Source organism: Neptunomonas marina, assembly GCF_004005935.1.
Taxonomy (GTDB): Bacteria; Pseudomonadota; Gammaproteobacteria; order Pseudomonadales; family Balneatricaceae; genus Neptunomonas; species Neptunomonas marina.
Map to the genome: position 1 here is coordinate 1 of NZ_SACQ01000014.1, position 16,444 is coordinate 16,444.

The 16,444-nt window shown below is 51.0% G+C and carries 14 protein-coding genes, 5 tRNA genes and 1 riboswitch; of the genes, 14 read left to right on the top strand and 5 right to left on the bottom strand.

Translation table 11 applies throughout. From position 1 onward, the window contains the following. Both EOE65_RS17530 and EOE65_RS17535 read right to left on the bottom strand, forming a co-directional pair. A partial coding sequence (locus tag EOE65_RS17530; RefSeq protein WP_127696163.1) for a retention module-containing protein occupies positions 1-2,107 on the bottom strand: 2,107 nt, incomplete at its 3' end. Between the two features lie 116 nt (positions 2,108-2,223). Beyond that, positions 2,224-3,960: a YcaO-like family protein gene (locus EOE65_RS17535; RefSeq protein WP_127696165.1), complete on the bottom strand. Its 1,737-nt coding sequence runs from the start codon at positions 3,958-3,960 to the stop codon at positions 2,224-2,226. A 214-nt stretch (positions 3,961-4,174) separates the two neighbouring features. Here EOE65_RS17535 and EOE65_RS17540 point away from each other — a divergent pair. The 9 genes from EOE65_RS17540 (at position 4,175) to EOE65_RS17580 (ending at position 8,729) form a co-directional block, all read left to right on the top strand. Beyond that, a tRNA-Asn gene (locus EOE65_RS17540) sits at positions 4,175-4,250 on the top strand. A gap of 12 nt (positions 4,251-4,262) precedes the next feature. Continuing rightward, positions 4,263-4,339, top strand: a tRNA-Pro gene (locus EOE65_RS17545). 30 nt (positions 4,340-4,369) lie between these two features. Next, positions 4,370-4,446 (top strand) — tRNA-Pro (locus EOE65_RS17550). Between the two features lie 23 nt (positions 4,447-4,469). Next, positions 4,470-4,546 (top strand) — tRNA-Pro (locus tag EOE65_RS17555). Between the two features lie 25 nt (positions 4,547-4,571). Next, a tRNA-Pro gene (locus tag EOE65_RS17560) sits at positions 4,572-4,648 on the top strand. 203 nt (positions 4,649-4,851) lie between these two features. Next, entirely contained in the window at positions 4,852-5,412 is a 561-nt protein-coding gene (locus EOE65_RS17565; RefSeq protein WP_240657035.1) for a helix-turn-helix domain-containing protein, read from the top strand. 43 nt (positions 5,413-5,455) lie between these two features. Beyond that, a riboswitch (SAM-I-IV-variant riboswitch) is annotated at positions 5,456-5,565 on the top strand. 49 nt (positions 5,566-5,614) lie between these two features. Then, a complete protein-coding gene (locus EOE65_RS17570) occupies positions 5,615-5,983 on the top strand; it encodes a hypothetical protein (protein WP_127696169.1) in 369 nt (122 codons plus the stop codon). Between the two features lie 48 nt (positions 5,984-6,031). Further along, positions 6,032-6,832, top strand: coding sequence for a response regulator (locus tag EOE65_RS17575; RefSeq protein WP_127696171.1), 801 nt, complete (start codon positions 6,032-6,034; stop codon positions 6,830-6,832). Between the two features lie 154 nt (positions 6,833-6,986). After that, a complete protein-coding gene (locus tag EOE65_RS17580) occupies positions 6,987-8,729 on the top strand; it encodes a DEAD/DEAH box helicase (protein WP_127696173.1) in 1,743 nt (580 codons plus the stop codon). Between the two features lie 68 nt (positions 8,730-8,797). Here the strand turns inward: EOE65_RS17580 and dnaQ are convergent, their stop codons facing one another. The 3 genes from dnaQ to EOE65_RS17595 are packed head-to-tail and all read right to left on the bottom strand — an operon-like array spanning position 8,798 to position 10,711. Continuing rightward, positions 8,798-9,499, bottom strand: coding sequence for a DNA polymerase III subunit epsilon (gene dnaQ, locus EOE65_RS17585; RefSeq protein ID WP_127696175.1), 702 nt, complete (start codon positions 9,497-9,499; stop codon positions 8,798-8,800). A gap of 2 nt (positions 9,500-9,501) precedes the next feature. Continuing rightward, the gene (rnhA, locus tag EOE65_RS17590; protein ID WP_127696177.1) at positions 9,502-9,945 is read right to left on the bottom strand and encodes a ribonuclease HI; all 444 of its coding nucleotides are present in this window, start codon (positions 9,943-9,945) and stop codon (positions 9,502-9,504) included. Further along, on the bottom strand, positions 9,932-10,711 hold the full coding sequence (locus EOE65_RS17595) for a class I SAM-dependent methyltransferase (protein ID WP_127696179.1): 780 nt from the start codon (positions 10,709-10,711) through the stop codon (positions 9,932-9,934). Before EOE65_RS17595 ends, rnhA begins: the two co-directional genes overlap by 14 nt. A 95-nt stretch (positions 10,712-10,806) precedes the next feature. Here EOE65_RS17595 and gloB point away from each other — a divergent pair, with 95 nt between their 5' ends. The 5 genes from gloB (at position 10,807) to EOE65_RS17620 (ending at position 16,440) form a co-directional block, all read left to right on the top strand. After that, entirely contained in the window at positions 10,807-11,583 is a 777-nt protein-coding gene (gloB, locus tag EOE65_RS17600) for a hydroxyacylglutathione hydrolase (RefSeq protein ID WP_127696181.1), read from the top strand. Positions 11,584-11,674: 91 nt separating this feature from the next. Then, entirely contained in the window at positions 11,675-13,207 is a 1,533-nt protein-coding gene (locus tag EOE65_RS17605; RefSeq protein ID WP_164847157.1) for a LysM peptidoglycan-binding domain-containing protein, read from the top strand. Positions 13,208-13,216: 9 nt separating this feature from the next. Further along, positions 13,217-13,459: a hypothetical protein gene (locus tag EOE65_RS17610; RefSeq protein ID WP_127696185.1), complete on the top strand. Its 243-nt coding sequence runs from the start codon at positions 13,217-13,219 to the stop codon at positions 13,457-13,459. A gap of 90 nt (positions 13,460-13,549) precedes the next feature. Beyond that, positions 13,550-15,361: an extracellular solute-binding protein gene (locus EOE65_RS17615; RefSeq protein ID WP_127696187.1), complete on the top strand. Its 1,812-nt coding sequence runs from the start codon at positions 13,550-13,552 to the stop codon at positions 15,359-15,361. After that, a complete protein-coding gene (locus EOE65_RS17620) occupies positions 15,361-16,440 on the top strand; it encodes a microcin C ABC transporter permease YejB (protein ID WP_127696189.1) in 1,080 nt (359 codons plus the stop codon). The genes EOE65_RS17615 and EOE65_RS17620 overlap by 1 nt, the downstream gene beginning before the upstream one ends. Positions 16,441-16,444 lie beyond the last annotated feature (4 nt).

Sequence of the window (16,444 nt, forward strand, 5' to 3'; positions counted from 1 at the left end):
CGTTGTAGTTGGCATCCGGGGTGTAGGTCACGGTGCCGTCGCCATTGATCAGCAGTGTGCCGTGGTCTGGCTGCTGCGTGATCACGATGCTGGTGAGGTCCAGACCGTCGTCCACGTCGTTGTCGTTGCCCGCCAGATCTAGGGTCACTGCGGTGTCTTCCGCGGTGCTGCCGCTGTCATCGACGGCCACCGGTGGATCGTTATCCGGGGTCACGGTGAGGTTGACGGTCGCTGCGTTGGAGACGTTACCTGCCGCATCCGCAATGGTGTATTTGAAGCTGTCCGGGCCGTTGTAGTTGGTATCCGGGGTGTAGGTCACGGTGCCGTCGCCATTGATCAGCAGTGTGCCGTGGTCTGGCTGTTGCGTGATCACGATGCTGGTGAGGTCCAGACCGTCGTCCGGATCACTATCATTCGCAGCTAAATTGATCGTTGCGGACGTATCTTCGATAACGCCTTGGTTATCATCAGTTGCAGTGGGTGGCAAGTTGACTGGCGCATCCACACCGATCGTCACGGTTGCAACATTCGATGTTGCTCCGTCGTTATCCTGAACGGTGTACTGGAAGCTGTCAGGCCCGGTGTAGCCAGAGTTTGGGGTGTACTCAACGGTACCATCGCTGTTAACAAGCAAGCTGCCGTTGCTCGGGCCGGAAACAATGTTGACGGTACTCGGGTTAATCGTTCCGTCTGGGTCACTATCGTTCCCGGTAACACTGATAAGAACGGGCGTATTTTCTTGAGTCGACGCGTTATCTGCAAGCGCAACCGGCGCATCATTAACAGGGAAAACGTTAATAGACACAGGAATGGTGACCGTACCACCATTTCCATCGCTCGCCGTTACAGTAAAGCTATCACTGCCAATAAAACCATTATTCGGCGTATAGGTGTAGGTACCGTTGGCGTTAAGCGATACCGAACCATTGGATGGGCCTGTATTTAAGCTATATGTCAGTGGGTCACCATCAACGTCTTGAGCAAAAACCGAGTCAGTAAATGGCGTATCTTCTGGCGTAGACTCTGAAAATGCTCCTGCCGTTGGCGCATCGTTAACCGGCGTTACAATGATATCGACTGGGATTTGAGTCGTGCCGCCGTTGCCATCATCTGCAGTCACAAAGAAACGATCATTACCGTTGAAGTCTTGGCTCGGCGTGTAGGTGTATGTGCCATCAGTGTTAATCACAACCGTACCGTTGGATGGCCCAGAACCTAGCGAGTAGGTTAGTGCGTCGCCATCAACATCGGTTGTGAATACAGCACTGCTAATCGGCGTATCTTCAGGTGTTGTTTCTTGGAATGCATTCGCGTTCGGCGCATCATTAACGGGAGTGATCACGACACTAACCGGAACCTCAATCACTCCGCCACGGCCATCATCTACACGTACTATAAATGCATCATCGCCGTTGTAGTTCTCGTTTGGCGTGTACGTATAGGTACCATCAGCATTAACCACGGCTATGCCATTTTCCGGCGTACTGACAAGGGTGTAAGTCAGCAGGTCACCATCTGCATCGGTTGCATCAATACGATCAGAAACTGGGGTATCTTCTGCTGTCGTAATAAAATCTGGCGTAGCTTCTGGCGCTCGGTTGAGCAGTTCTGGAGTAAATAATGCCTGTGTTTGCTGCGCTGCACCGGGGCCTGTTGTATCAAAGCCAGCTTCAGGATTACCCTCTTGTGCAGTTCGAGAGATCGTTGTGAAGCTCGAACCTTCATTACCCGTTACAGCACCTGCATCTCCCGCAGCAGGGGTACCCGCGGCTGTTGGCTCAGCGACTTGAGTTGGATCTTCACCCGCCAAGATCGCTTGCTGGATCGCATCGATAGATGCTAAGTCTTGATTTACCACAGACTCTTCTACCGGGTAATCATCAGCCTCCAAGAAGGACTCAGCTGATACCAACCAGCTTTGCTGCTCACCCAGTGCAACGACTTCACCATTGCCCATGGTGATCTCGACTTTTGCTTGCGGACCTGTGCGCAGCACCTCATCAGCAAAGACTTCATCACCCAATGCCAATAAGCGCTCGGTTCCGTCTGCTTTCACAGCGTAAACCACACCTGAGATAAAACTAACTGTACCGACAACCGTTGCCATTCTTGATCCCTCACAGGTTCATTTGATTACAACCAGTAAAGCAGTCAAATGGGCAAAAAAAAACTGTACCGTGGTACAGGTACAGTTTTTTGATGGTGTGTAACTTATGCGTCTATTTAGCTGGTTGAGTTTTGCTTTGCCAACTGCAGCCGACGATAGAGGTCTATCGTTTTCGCGTGCTGCGGGCTATTGGAGAAGTCTGGCTTAATCTCGATGAAATCATCGAACAACTGCCGCCCTGCCAGCATCGCTTCACAGCGCTTTACTCGCGCATCCCCGTATATATCTACCAAGACTTTACGGTAGTTATCTGCCACAACATGAGTCGAGATCAGTGCGCTACCCAACGCGTGTAAGCAACGATAAAGCGCCGCCTTCTTTGCCGGTAAGCCATCAGTTTCAAGCACCCGAGATACAGACTCCACCGCAGAGCTAATATCACCTTGTGTTAGGTAAAGCAGCGCCTTTACTTCCGCGACTGTTACGCCTGCAAGCCCATTGGCGGGCTCGGCCAGGATGCCACACATCTCGGGTAATGAAGCTTGCTCGTCCACATCAAGGCGCGTCAACTGTTGAGTGAATACCTGCCGCTCGTGGTTGCTCAACATAGGCATACGCATAACGAAGTCCCGCAGCTCGATACCTTTATTGTTGTTATCGTGCACCAACCGATCAACCGGGAACATATCTGCCATGCCCGGCACAATAACACGACAACAATACACACCCAGGTGGTCGTAATCGGCGATATAAATATCCATATCGACTCGATGAATGAGATGACAGAGACGCTCGAACTCCGCCTGTGTGTCACCTTCGATATTCCAAGCGGTGTACTCATAATCCGACTTGGAAGAGAACAACTCCCAAGAGACAACACCGCTGGAGTCACGCAAATGGTGCTGTAGATTATCAGGCTCTGCCACCTCTCGTAAGTTGAAGGTAGGTGGTGACAGGGATCTCAGCGCGTCTAACGACCTCTTATGCAGCAACTCCACCATGGCCCGCTGTAGCGCGATACCAAATTTAGGATGAGCGCCAAATGCAGCAATACAACCGCCTGTGTTTGGGTCAAGCAACGTGATACAAACAAGCGGAAACTTCCCGGCCAGCGAGGCATCCATAACGTAAACGACAAATCCCTCGTCCCGCAGCAGCTGGAGGGTGTCTGCCACCTCACGGTAGCCCTCTACCACTGAAGCAGGTATATGAGGCAGGCTGATTCCGGCTGTTAGTATCGTCGTTTTTATGTGGCGTTCAAAAATACCCGACAAGGCTTGTACGCGCGCCTCATAGACACTGTTACCTGCCGCCAGACCGTTAATTGTGTAGAGGTTATCGATAATATTGACGGGTATCCAAACCGTTTGTTGGTTCTGCTGCCTCGTAAAGGGCAGTGCACAGATACCTCGGCTGCGGTTACCTGAGCTGGCATCCACCAGCATCTTGGCAGACAGTTCGCCATCTAGGTTATAGTGAGATTGAGTTGGCTCATCAAGCAGCCCCTGAGGCAGGCCGCTCTTCTCCAGCGCAAACCAGCGCTCAGATGGATGGTGCACGAAATCAGAAGCGGCAATCTCTTCTCCATAGAACAAACCATTGAAGAAGTTATCGCTACTCAGCCGCTCAAAGAGCTCCCCCAGAGCACTGGCTTGAGCCGCTTGCATAGATGTGCCCTTGCCCTGAACATCCAGCACAGGAAATAAGCGATCGCGCATTCTGACCGACCAAACATGCGGTACTGGGTTTTGCCAATCATATTCTTCTACATCAAACCCATGCGCTTGCAACCGAGCTTGCATATGAAGGATTGATTCTGCAAGCGGCGCATCTTTACTCATTGTTACTGTCATTTGTTATCTCTTTTTCCAGCCTCGCCGAGTGGTGAAACTGTTCACACCCTATATATGCTATCCGATTCTACTCGCTGCTCGGTTTCTGTCCAAGTTTCGCGATTTTCCTTTTAGGTTATTAATCAAAAAGGATTTTTTAAAATCTTTTAAAACTTTCTACTTGACGCCTGCATAGCTCGTCCTTAATATACGCGCCCACAGGTTGAGACACAGATCCTCGATAGCTCAGTTGGTAGAGCAGTAGACTGTTAATCTATTGGTCGCTGGTTCGAGTCCAGCTCGAGGAGCCAACCTTTTTTGATCGGAGCATAGCGCAGCCTGGTAGCGCATCTGGTTTGGGACCAGAGGGTCGCAGGTTCGAATCCTGCTGCTCCGACCATTAACTGAATGTACGTGTCTCTAGCATTGTCGGAGCATAGCGCAGCCTGGTAGCGCATCTGGTTTGGGACCAGAGGGTCGCAGGTTCGAATCCTGCTGCTCCGACCATTTATAACACAAGCCTGTTCGTTCGGAGCATAGCGCAGCCTGGTAGCGCATCTGGTTTGGGACCAGAGGGTCGCAGGTTCGAATCCTGCTGCTCCGACCATCTTTTCTTGTGTTGACTCTTTAGTCGGAGCATAGCGCAGCCTGGTAGCGCATCTGGTTTGGGACCAGAGGGTCGCAGGTTCGAATCCTGCTGCTCCGACCATTCTCCTCTTGCAACACCCCCTCAAATACTTCTCTGCCAAACTTTATTGCCGCTTTTGCGAGACGCTGCTGTGCGATAAACTCTGGTGCCTAGTAAGATAAAGACAAGAAGAAATACCGGAGAAATCGATGTCGGATCAGTCACAACCACCTAAAAGCGAAAATCCAGCCTTTGAAGTGGTTCGCCACACAGCCAGCGAGACAATGGTAAGCCCTCTTCAGCTGGGACAACGCGTACGTGAGATCCGCCTCAGCCAGAATTTGACACTTGAAGAAGCAAGCAAGTTAACAGGACTCGCGCGCTCCACACTGTCAAAAATTGAAAACGAGCAGATATCTCCAACATTTTCAGCGGTCTCAAAGCTCGTGGCAGGCCTTGGCATCGATATCCCACAGCTATTTACTCAGCCCGCTAAAAGTAGCGGCGCATCAGGGCGCAGAGACATTACTCGCAAGGGGGAAGGGTCACCACATCCCACCCCCACTTACGAGCACGAAATTCTTGCGACTCAATTAACTAGCAAAAAGATGATCCCCTATCGCACCACGGTACGTGCTCGCTCATTTGAGGAATACGGTGACTGGGTTCGCCACGAGGGCGAAGAGTTTCTATTCATCCTCAAAGGCTCCATCATGTTCTACACAGAATTCTACGAGCCAGTAGAGATGCTAGAGGGAGACAGCGCCTATTATGATTGCGAAATGGGGCACGCTCTTGTATCAACGAGCGATGAAGACGCGCAAATTCTTTGGGTTACCGCCTAACGACCACGAAAGTTGCAGCCACTTATAATACCTGATACCGTTCTAGCCACATCAAGAGAAGAGTTGACACTCTCACCAACCTGCACAACCTGAGCAAGGTGGTATTTCCGCACCGCGGACGATGTGGTCTTTCAGACAATATCAGGTCGAATGCAACCACCCGGTCAACTCTCACTTAGTAACTAGTATTCTGGAGTTGACCATGTTTGAAGCACACTTACACACCTCTGGCAGTTCGCCACATATCCCCGAATTTTTTGCCACTTTAACAACACGATCAGAGCAATTTGCGAATATCGTCTTCAATCAACAACATCGATGTCATACATGGGCTTGGACTGCGAAAGGCAAACGAAAAGACGAAACAGGCACCGCTCAAGAAACGCTGTTTCTTTACATCGAGTATCGCAACAAGCAAAACGCCACCGTCTATTTGAAACGCGAGATTGGTGCGGCATCTCAGGCAGACGAACAGTACTTATTACTGCTATGCCAATCGATACATCTACCCGACATCTGCGCTAAAAATACGACAACGTGGGCACAAAGCCACGAGTTGAGGATTCCATAATCCTCAACTACCTTTAACACTCTATTGTTGTTAGTAAAGGATGCGCGCATGCAGCAGTTGTCACCTGCGGACCTCAGAGTTTTAATGATCGAACCCTCGGCTATGCAGCGCCGCTGGATCACCAATGAGCTGACGGAGTCGGGCATCCATATGATCGACAACGCCACCAATGAGCATGAAGCTCTAGATTATCTGGCGCACTGCGCACCAGATCTCGTTATTAGCTCGCTTTATCTACCTGACGGCACCGCAACTGACCTGCTCGCCAAAATACGCGCTAACCCGAGCCAAGAAACCCTACCCTTTATTCTAATTTCCAGCGAAAGTAAGCGTGAGCAGCTCGAAGTGTTTAAGCAGTCGGGAGTCGTCGCCATCCTGCCTAAACCTTTTAGTCAGGATCAGTTACTTGTCGCAATCACATCAACGATCGATATCCTCAGCGAGGATGAACTCGACCTAGAACTTTATGATGTCGACACCCTGCGGGTGCTGGTTGTTGATGACAGCAAACTAGCCCGCAAAGTCATTACCCGAGTGTTAGGCAACTTAGGCATCCAGCACATCGACCAAGCAGAGGATGGTGCTCAGGCTATCAACTTACTGAAGGAACGTGAGTTTGATCTGATCGTGACCGACTACAACATGCCCGAAGTTAACGGCGTAGAGCTTGCCGAGCATGTTCGCGATTCAGAAACCCACTCCCACATACCCGTTTTAATGGTGACCTCAGAAGCAAATGATGCTCACCTCAGCCACGTGGCGCAGTCCGGTGTGAACGCTATTACCGATAAGCCCTTTGAGCCAAACACCGTCAAACAGCTGCTCGCGTCCATCTTGGACGGCCGCTAAGCCCCAACTAGGGTTATCCCCTAAAACTACGGATCCTGAGGTTCTCCTATACTCTAACCTCAGGATCTTTTATAATGGCCCACTACTCTATTTTTATCCCATCTTGGCCGCCAAGCTTTATTTACGGCCATTTACTTTTATAGGTTCATATTAAATGTCATCAGACAACCAGCCCGCATTCTCTGAACTGGGCTTGGCCGCTCCTCTATTGCAAGTTTTGCAAGAGATCGGCTACGAAACACCATCTCCGATTCAAGCAGCAAGTATTCCACACCTTCTAGAGGGGAAGGACCTGTTAGGCCAAGCGCAAACAGGAACAGGAAAAACCGCTGCTTTCGCATTGCCACTGCTATCGCGTATCGATATCACTCGCAATGTGCCACAGCTGTTAGTACTTGCGCCAACTCGTGAACTGGCGATTCAGGTTGCTGAAGCATTTCAAACATACGCGCGTCATATCCCGAAGTTTCATGTGCTGCCGATCTACGGTGGTCAGGCTTATGATGGCCAGCTACGCCAGCTGCGTCGTGGTGCTCACGTTATTGTCGGCACACCTGGCCGTGTGATGGATCACATCCGTCGTGGCTCATTAGTGCTAGACAACCTGCAAGCGCTGGTACTAGACGAAGCTGACGAAATGCTGCGCATGGGCTTCATCGACGATGTTGATTGGATCCTGCAGCATACGCCAGACACACGCCAGATCGCACTGTTCTCTGCAACAATGCCTTCAGCTGTTCGCCGCCTTGCCCTGCAGCACTTGAAAGACCCGCACGAGATCAAGATCGCGAGCAAAACTGCGACAGCAACGACCATCAAGCAGTCGTATTGGCGTGTGGGCGGACTGCACAAACTAGATGCGTTGACACGCATTTTAGAGATGCAGCAGTTCGATGCGATGATCATCTTCGTGCGCACAAAATCTGCGACGATAGAACTTGCTGAAAAACTAACAGCACGCGGCTATGCGTGTGAGGCACTTAACGGTGACGTATCACAACAACTACGTGAACGCACAGTTGAACGCCTAAAAGCAGGCAAGCTCGACATCCTTGTAGCCACGGATGTTGTCGCACGCGGCTTAGACGTAGAGCGTATCAGCCACGTACTAAACTACGATATCCCTTACGATACCGAATCCTACGTTCACCGTATTGGTCGTACCGGTCGTGCGGGTCGCGAGGGTGAAGCCATTCTATTCGTATCACCGCGCGAGCAACGCATGCTACGTATGATCGAGCAAGCCACACGCCAGAAGATTGCGCCTATGGAGCTACCTTCTGCCGCTGATATCAACGTCAAACGTATCGACCGCTTTAAGCAGCAGATTACAGATACTATCGAAAACAAAGATTTATCGGAGTTTTTGGGCGTGCTATCTGAGTATCAAGTGGAGAACGATGTTGATCCTTTAAACATTGCAGCCGCACTTGCATCGCTGATGCATGGCAAGACACCGCTTTTACTAAGCGAGCGTGAGCTTCGCGCACCGAAGAGCTTTGATGATCGCGATGGCAATCGCAATAAAGACCGTTCTAAGGCGAAGCGTCGTCGCCAAGAGGGCTACGATATTGATATGCAGCGCTACTGCCTATCCGTTGGTCACGAGCATGGTGTTAAACCTGGTAATATCGTGGGTGCGATTGCGAATGAAGCCGATATCGAGAGCAAGTACATCGGCCAAATCGAGATCAAAGATAAGGCGACCTTTGTTGACCTACCAGCGGGCTTACCTAAAGAACTAGAAGGCGTTCTACAGCGCACTATCGTTTGCGGTCAGCGCCTGAATGCGAAAAAGGTTAGCGGTGCCGATGGTAATGGTGGAGGCCGCGGTGGCCGAGGCAATGGTGACAAACGTCGCCGCTCCGGGCCACGCAAGCCTCGTAACGAAGGCTAAGTCACCTCACGTATAAGAAAGGCCAGCAATTTGCTGGCCTTTTTGTTGGATGTCGATCTAGTTCATATCTACTGACGCCATAACGCGCCATCCGATTTTTTATCCAGCAAATCAAGAAACTTCTCGTGAGCGCCAAGCTCCTCATCCGAGGCTTTCAAGACAGAAAGTTCAAGGGCATGGGCACCTACGCGTTTAATTTCACGCGTGCCATCACCGCCCTGCTCATCACCATCATCCGCTAGCAATAAGGATGTTTGACCACCCGTCAGTCCAAGGTAGACATCCGCCAAGATCTCGGAGTCAAGCAATGCTCCGTGCAGCTCGCGATGAGAGTTATCGATCCCATAGCGTTTACACAACGCGTCCAAATTGTTTTTCTGTCCGGGGTGCTTCTTACGCGCCAGTAGCAGCGAGTCGGTCACGGTACAGATATCACGTATCCGAACATCTATCCCATTGCGTTCGAACTCAGCATCCAAAAAGCCAACGTCAAACGCTGCATTATGGATGATTAGCTCAGCGCCGCGAATATATTCAATAAACGCTCCCATCACCTCGCGAAATGCTGGCTTATCGGCCAGATACTCATTAGTGATACCGTGTACGGAGATCGCCTCGGCATCGACTTCGCGGTCAGGCTTGATGTACTGATGGTAATTATTTCCCGTCAGTTTACGGCGCTGCATCTCGACACAACCAATCTCGATGATGTTGTGCCCTTCTGACCATTCAAGGCCGGTTGTTTCAGTATCTAGTACAACTTGACGCATCGTTATGCCTTACTTAAAACTTCATCTACACCACGGTTCGCTAACTGATCTGCTAGCTCGTTTTCTGGATGCCCGCTATGTCCCTTTACCCAGCGCCAATCAATCGTGTGTTTAGCGCAGAGCTGATCCAGCGTTTGCCAAAGGTCAGCGTTTTTCACCGGTTTTTTCGCCGCTGTCTTCCAACCATTTTTTCGCCAACCATTAATCCACTCGGTAATGCCTTTACGCACATACTGAGAGTCTGTTGTTAGCACAACATCACACGACCGTTTCAGGGCTGTGAGTGCTTGGATCGCCCCCATTAGCTCCATCCGGTTGTTGGTTGTTTCCTCTTCACCGCCCCATAGCTCTTTCACTTGGTCGCCATAGCGCAGCACGGCTCCCCAGCCACCGGGGCCGGGATTACCTTTACAGGCACCGTCGGTAAAAATCTCAACGGGTTTCACTTATTTGTCCTCGAGTAGCCGGTTCAGGCACAGGTAGTTGAATAAAGCGCCGTGTACGGCGCTTCGGTGCGATCGGTGTCATGCTTGCCACATCTTTTCTAACTAGGGTTGCGTAAAAGGCGCCGCACCCTGGCAATGATCGTCGCCCTAAGCGGTTAAGGCCTGCAAAGCGCCCACGCCATGTATCTGATACATAAGGTGGTTGGTAATAATCGGTCAGGGTACGTACCGTTGTGAGACCAAGCAGTTGTATCCAATCATGCAGGCGGCGCTGGCTAATGAACTGTGCGCGTCGCCAAACTTGCGCATGCTGCTGACACGCCCGCCACTTCATGACGCCCCAAAGCGATGCCGGATTAAACCCCACAACCAAAATGTAGCCGCCGGGCCTGACAACACGAGCGGCCTCACGCACTACCTGATGTGGCGATGCTGAAAAATCCAGCGTATGGTGCAGCAAGACCACATCCACAGAGTTCTGATTCAGCGGCATCTCTGTTGCATCAGCCACCAAGCTCTCTGGCCCCATGCCCAAGGTTAGCTCTGGGTAGATTACAAATTTGTGCGTAATCGTACTCGCATCCGCCAACGGATGCAGCGGGTTTACGCCAATTTGCGCCAAGTGCACGCCGTATAGGCCCGCAAGCAAACGATCTAAAATGCGCTGCTCAAAGGCTAACAACTCATGGCCAAGCCCATGCTCAAACCATGTCGCTATCTCTTTTAGTGCATTGTCCTCTGCGAGGTCGGCTGCTGCATTCATCATTCCTCACTCACCCATAGAACCTTTGGATACATATGTTAACAGCCCACTTTGTTTAGTGGTAATCTCTTGTCACTAAAATCAACGATGGAGCTACCATGCTGCACATTCAACCTCTTCCCGCATTCAATGATAACTATATCTGGAAGCTGAGCCATGATGAGCAGGTAGGCGCCTATGTTGTTGATCCGGGCGATGCGCAAGTTGTGCTAGACGCTTTAACCGCAACCAATACGCCGCTGCTCGGTATCCTTATTACTCATCACCACTATGATCACACGGATGGTGTCGCGCGATTAGTGGAAACCTACGATGTACCCGTTTACGGCCCCAAAGAAAGTCCTTTCGCTGGCATTACTCACCCACTCAGTAGTGGGGACACTCTCGCCGTGTTTGACGCCACGTTTACCGTACAAACAGTGCCTGGCCATACACTGGACCATATCGCCTACTTTACCCAAGACACATCAGCGCCTGTTGTGTTCTCCGGTGATACACTTTTTCTGGCCGGATGCGGTCGCCTATTTGAAGGCTCTCCCGCGCAGATGCTCGAAGCAATGGATTGGTTTAAGTCTCTACCTGACCACACTAAGGTATATTGCACCCACGAATACTCGCTAGCTAACCTAGCCTTTGCAGCGGCCGTTGAACCAAATAATGCTGCCGTAAAGACAGCGCTGCAGAGGTGCACAGCCTTGCGCGAACAAGATCAACCAACATTACCCACCTCTATCGCCCAAGAGAAAACCATCAACCCGTTTATGCGCGCAGATAAGCCTGATGTTCAAGATGCGGCTAGCGGCTATATCTCGGCACCATGCACGACTCAGCTAGAGGCTTTTACCGCCGTCCGAGAATGGAAAAATAACTTCTAACCCGAACAGCAGAGCCACAAAGATGATTAGACCTTGGAGCGAAGGATTGCCCCTGCTAAACTTGCGCCTTTTAGATTTTTGGAACTCACCTATGCGCAGTTGCTTTCATATCTCTACTCTTGCGATGCTTGGTCTGCTTGCGGGCTGTCAATCCATACCAGAGCAACAAAGCAACACCACAGCGCAACAAGTGAAGCCAACACAGCCGGCGTCGTTCGTATCATCGTTACCAAAAAAGCACTCTGTTCCAGACCTGCATTTAGAGGAGCAGTACTCAGAGGTTGCTACCGCCCCGGAGGATCTTTGGGAGCTAACCCGCCGAAATCTGCAACTGACTGAGCACGCCTCTAATCCATCAGTGGTACGACAAATCGAGTGGTTTGCGCAGTACCCAAAACATATGCAGCAGATCGGAAGCCGCGCAGAACCCTTCTACCACTATGTGCTGAGCAAAGTGCTTGAGCGTGGCTTACCAGCAGAGCTGGCATTACTGCCAGTAGTAGAGAGCGGCTACAGCCCAGATGCGTATTCCTCTGGCCATGCAGCAGGCATTTGGCAGTTTATACCCAGCACAGCAAAGTATTTAGGCATCCACCGCAGCCGCTGGTATGACGGCCGTAAGGATGTCATTGAATCCACCGAAGTGGCATTAAATTATCTCGAGAACCTTAATGTGCGCTTCAAAGGCGATTGGCTGCTTGCTATGGCGGCCTATAATGCCGGCGGGGGCACCATCTCTAAAGCTATTCGTAAGAACAAGAAAGCCGGTAAAGCAACCGACTTCTGGTCATTATCGCTGCCAAAAGAGACGCGCCTGTACGTACCACGCATCCTCGCTATCGCGGAATTTGTCCGTACCCCTGACCGTTACAACATGCCGCTGCTACCGATCAAGAATGAGCCGTACTTTGAGGTAATCGCCACAGGCGGCCAGATTAACTTACGTCAGGCAGCCCAAATGTCGGGGGTCGAGCTTGATGTGTTAGAGAGGCTCAATTCCGGCCTACTCAAGCATGCGACCGACCCAACAGGCCCGCATCAGTTGATTGTTCCTATCGAGCAAGCACCAGCAGTCGTCGCAGCATTGGATGAATTACGTTCAGAAGCCCGCACCGTCTGGGCTGAGTATAAAATCCGCTCAGGCGATACACTGAGCACAATTGCTCAGCGCTACGGCACTAAAGTACGTGTTATTAAAGAGGTCAACCAACTGGCATCAAACACACTGCGGATTGGTAAAGTCCTGCTGATTCCGCAAGCGGAATTACCTGAACTTGAGATGGCCGAGACCCCCTCTAACATACAATATCAGGTAAAGTCTGGTGACACGCTCTGGAAAATCGCGCGCCAATACGGCGTTTCAGTGAAAAACCTACTGCGCTGGAATCAGCTGCAATCAGCCCGTAGCCTAAAGCCCGGCATGACTCTGAATGTCGCACCGGGCAACGCACTTGCCAAACGGTCACAAGGCAAGCGCATCGGCTATACCGTGCGCCGTGGTGACTCACTTTCTGTAATTGCAGACCGCTACAATATCCGCGTTGCGGACATTCGCCAGTGGAACAACCTTGATAACAAGAGCCTCATTAAAACAGGCCAAAGCCTAACCCTATTTATCAACTAGAGGTGAGTTGTGGACACGCTTGATCTTGTCATTATTGCCATCGCGACAGTTACTGCGATCGCATTTAAAGTCTACCTTTATCGCCGTATCAAACATTGGATGGACCAAGATCTCATCAAAGGCCTCGCCGACGGAGATACGGATAAACAGCAGTATCTAGAGAGTGAACTACAGCGCCTTTATCTCGAGAAAACACCACGTAATCAAATTCATGACACACTAACCAAACTTGCTGAGAACTATTCGGGATAACCGCCATCCAAGTTGGACAGTGGAAATAGCGTCTCCACCCTGCTATAACCTAGGATCAACTTCGAGTTCGGTGTTATTAGGATAGTTACTATGCCTTTGTTTTCTAACGGTAAAAAATTAATAAAAACAGCCCTCACCTCGGTTACACTCGCACTCTTATCCCAAAGCCTAGTCGCTGCGCCACAACACGGCTTAGCCATGCACGGCGACCTGAAATACAGCCCAGACTTTAAGCACTTTGAATACGCCAATCCCAACGCCCCTAAAGGGGGTGAGGTAAAGCGCTGGGCACTTGGGACATTTGATAGTTTTAACAGCTTCATCGTTAAAGGCACACCGGCCGATGGGCTGGCTCTGATCTACGATTCCCTAATGGAAAAGGCGCTTGATGAGCCGTTCTCGCAGTATGGTTTGCTTGCAGCTTCTGCAGACCTTGCCGAAGACAACACGCAAATTACCTTTAAGCTGCGCGAGAGCGCAAAGTTTTCCGACGGTGAGCCTGTTACCGCCGAAGATATCGTTTTTACGTTCAACATCCTCCTAGAGAAAGGTTCGCCTTTCTATCGCAGTTACATTGGCGACATCAAAGAGGTGGTCGCAGAAGACTCGCACACAGTGACCTTTAAGTTTAAAAACGGTAACAACCAAGAGCTTCCGCTGTTAGTCGGGGAGATTCCAATTCTCCCTAAGCACTATTGGGCAACACGTGACTTCGCGACGCCATCCGTTGATATTCCAATCGGTTCGGGGCCATATGTGATTGACGGCTTTGAGCCGGGCCGCTCCGTAACCTACCGACGCAACCCCGATTATTGGGCTGCAGACTTGCCGGTTATGAAAGGCCGCTACAATTTCGATGAGATTCGCTACGACTTCTACCGCGACAGCACCGTCTCAATGGAGGCATTCAAAGCCGGAGAGTACGACTTCCGTCAGGAGTACACCTCTAAACTTTGGGCAACCGCTTACGAAGGTCCGCAATTTGATAGCGGCGAGATTATCAAGAAGAACCTTGAGCACGGCCGACCAACTGGCATGCAGGGTTTTCTGTTTAACACCCGCCGTAATCTATTTTCTGACCCTAAGGTACGCCGAGCACTGGCGTACAGCTTCGACTTTGAGTGGACCAACGAGAACCTCTTCTATGGGGCCTACGCACGAACACACAGTTACTTCTCCAATTCAGAGATGGCTGCACGCGAGTTACCAACCCCTAAGGAGCTGGCACTCCTAGAGCCATATCGTGATCAACTCCCCGCTGAAGTCTTTACCCAAGTCTATTCCGCGCCAACGTTTAAAGACCCTAAAGACCTGCGTCGCTCCACACGCACAGCGTTAAAACTACTCAAAGAAGCGGGTTGGCAGCTCAAGAAAGGCAAGCTTATCAATAACAAGACGGGTGAACCGTTTGAGTTCGAGATCCTAATCGTCCAGAAGGCCTTTGAACGCATCGTGGCGCCGATGCAGAAGAACCTTAAACGCATGGGTATTACGGCAACCATCCGCGTGGTCGATGTGCCGCAATATATCAATCGCTTGCGCGACTTCGATTTCGATATGGTGGTGGGCAGCTTTGCCCAATCTGCATCGCCGGGTAACGAGCAGCGCGAATTCTTCGGCTCTTACAACGCTGACCAGCAAGGTAGCCGCAATCTGGTTGGCATCAAAAATCCGGTGGTCGACGCACTCATCGAAAAGATCATCAGCGCGCCCAGCCGTGAAGAGCTCGTCATTAGTGCCCGCGCACTGGATCGCGTCCTACAGTGGAACTACTACGTTATTCCGCATTACCACAGCCGTGCAGACCGCGTTGCGTTCCGTAGCAAGCTAGCGTATCCGGATGTCCGGCCCCAATACGGATTGGGCTTTGATACTTGGTGGGTAAAGGATAACGCTGAATAATGGCCGCTTACATTGCGCGCCGCCTGCTGCTGATAATCCCTACGCTGATCGGTATCCTCACGATCAACTTTTTGATTATTCAAGCAGCACCGGGCGGCCCTGTTGAGCAGACACTCGCTAAACTTGAGGGCCTGCAAAGCAGCACGTTGCCTGGAGGAGGCACCAGCGGAGATACCACCACTAGTAGCTCGGAAGGCAGCAGTTACAGAGGCGCTCGCGGCCTCGACCCTCGGCTGGTTGCAGAGATCGAAGCGCTCTATGGGTTTGATAAACCTGCATGGGAGCGCTATCTACAGATGCTGGGCAACTATCTAACCTTTGATTTTGGTAAGAGCTTCTATAGCGACAAAACCGTGGTAGAACTCATCGTAGAGAAACTGCCCGTATCGATATCATTGGGGTTATGGACCACGCTGCTCACCTATCTCATATCAGTGCCGCTGGGTATTCGCAAAGCAGTCAAAGATGGAACCCGCTTTGATGTCTGGACCAGCACGGCCATTATCGTCGGTTACGCGATACCAAACTTCCTCTTCGCCATTTTACTGATCGTTCTATTTGCAGGCGGTAGCTATTTTGACTGGTTCCCGCTGCGCGGATTGACCTCGCCAGATTTTGAGCAGATGACGCTTATCGAGAAAATTGGCGACTATTTCTGGCATATCACACTGCCCGTACTTGCGTCAGTTATCAGTAGCTTCGCAACCTTGACCATGCTGACCAAGAACTCATTCCTCGATGAGATCAACAAGCAGTATGTCTTAACAGCGAAGGCGAAAGGCTTAACAGAGCGAGGCGTGCTGTATGGGCATGTATTCCGTAATGCAATGCTACTGATCATCGCTGGGATGCCTGCAGCGCTGGTTGGAATCTTCTTTACCGGCTCCATGCTGATCGAGGTGATCTTCTCTCTGGACGGCTTAGGCCTGCTTGGTTACGAAGCGGTTATCAATCGCGACTACCCCGTTATTTTCGGGACGCTATATATCTTCACGTTGATTGGCTTACTCATGAAACTGATTAGCGATCTAACTTATGTACTGGTTGACCCCCGTATCGACTTTGAGAGCCGGGAGTAACGGT